Here is a 408-nt window from a genome sequence, read left to right as displayed (position 1 = left end):
GAGACCACGCCGGACGCCTCGTCAGAAAAACCCTGCCCGACGGTAGCCTTGTTGAATATGCCTACGACCGCCAGGGCAACCTCCTCAGCGTCGATGACGGCCACTGGGCGCTGGCCTACGAATACGACCGCCAAAACCGCCTCACCGCCGAACACCAGGGCTGGGGCACCTCGCGCTACGGCTACGACGCCTGCGGCCAGCTTCAACACCTGCGCCTACCCGATAACAACCGACTGGTTTTTAACCATGCGAAAGGCGGCCACCTCGCCACCATCGAATTAAACGGCGCGCTGCTGACGTCTCATCTGTTCAAGGCCGGCCAGGAACATCAGCGCCAACAAGGCCAACTCCTCAGCCACTACCACTACGACGACCAACACCGCCTGCACGCCCACGCAATCACCCAGC

At 62.3% G+C, this 408-nt stretch carries 1 protein-coding gene; it reads left to right on the top strand.

Annotated elements, in window-relative coordinates:
* Positions 1 to 408: RHS repeat domain-containing protein (locus BFQ01_RS00005; RefSeq protein WP_141691221.1), on the top strand; the 408-nt coding region annotated here is incomplete at both ends.

It is taken from the genome of Pseudomonas sp. 8 R 14, from assembly GCF_900005955.1.
Taxonomy (GTDB): Bacteria; Pseudomonadota; Gammaproteobacteria; order Pseudomonadales; family Pseudomonadaceae; genus Aquipseudomonas; species Aquipseudomonas marginalis.
This window is presented reverse-complemented; position numbering and strand designations above follow the sequence as displayed.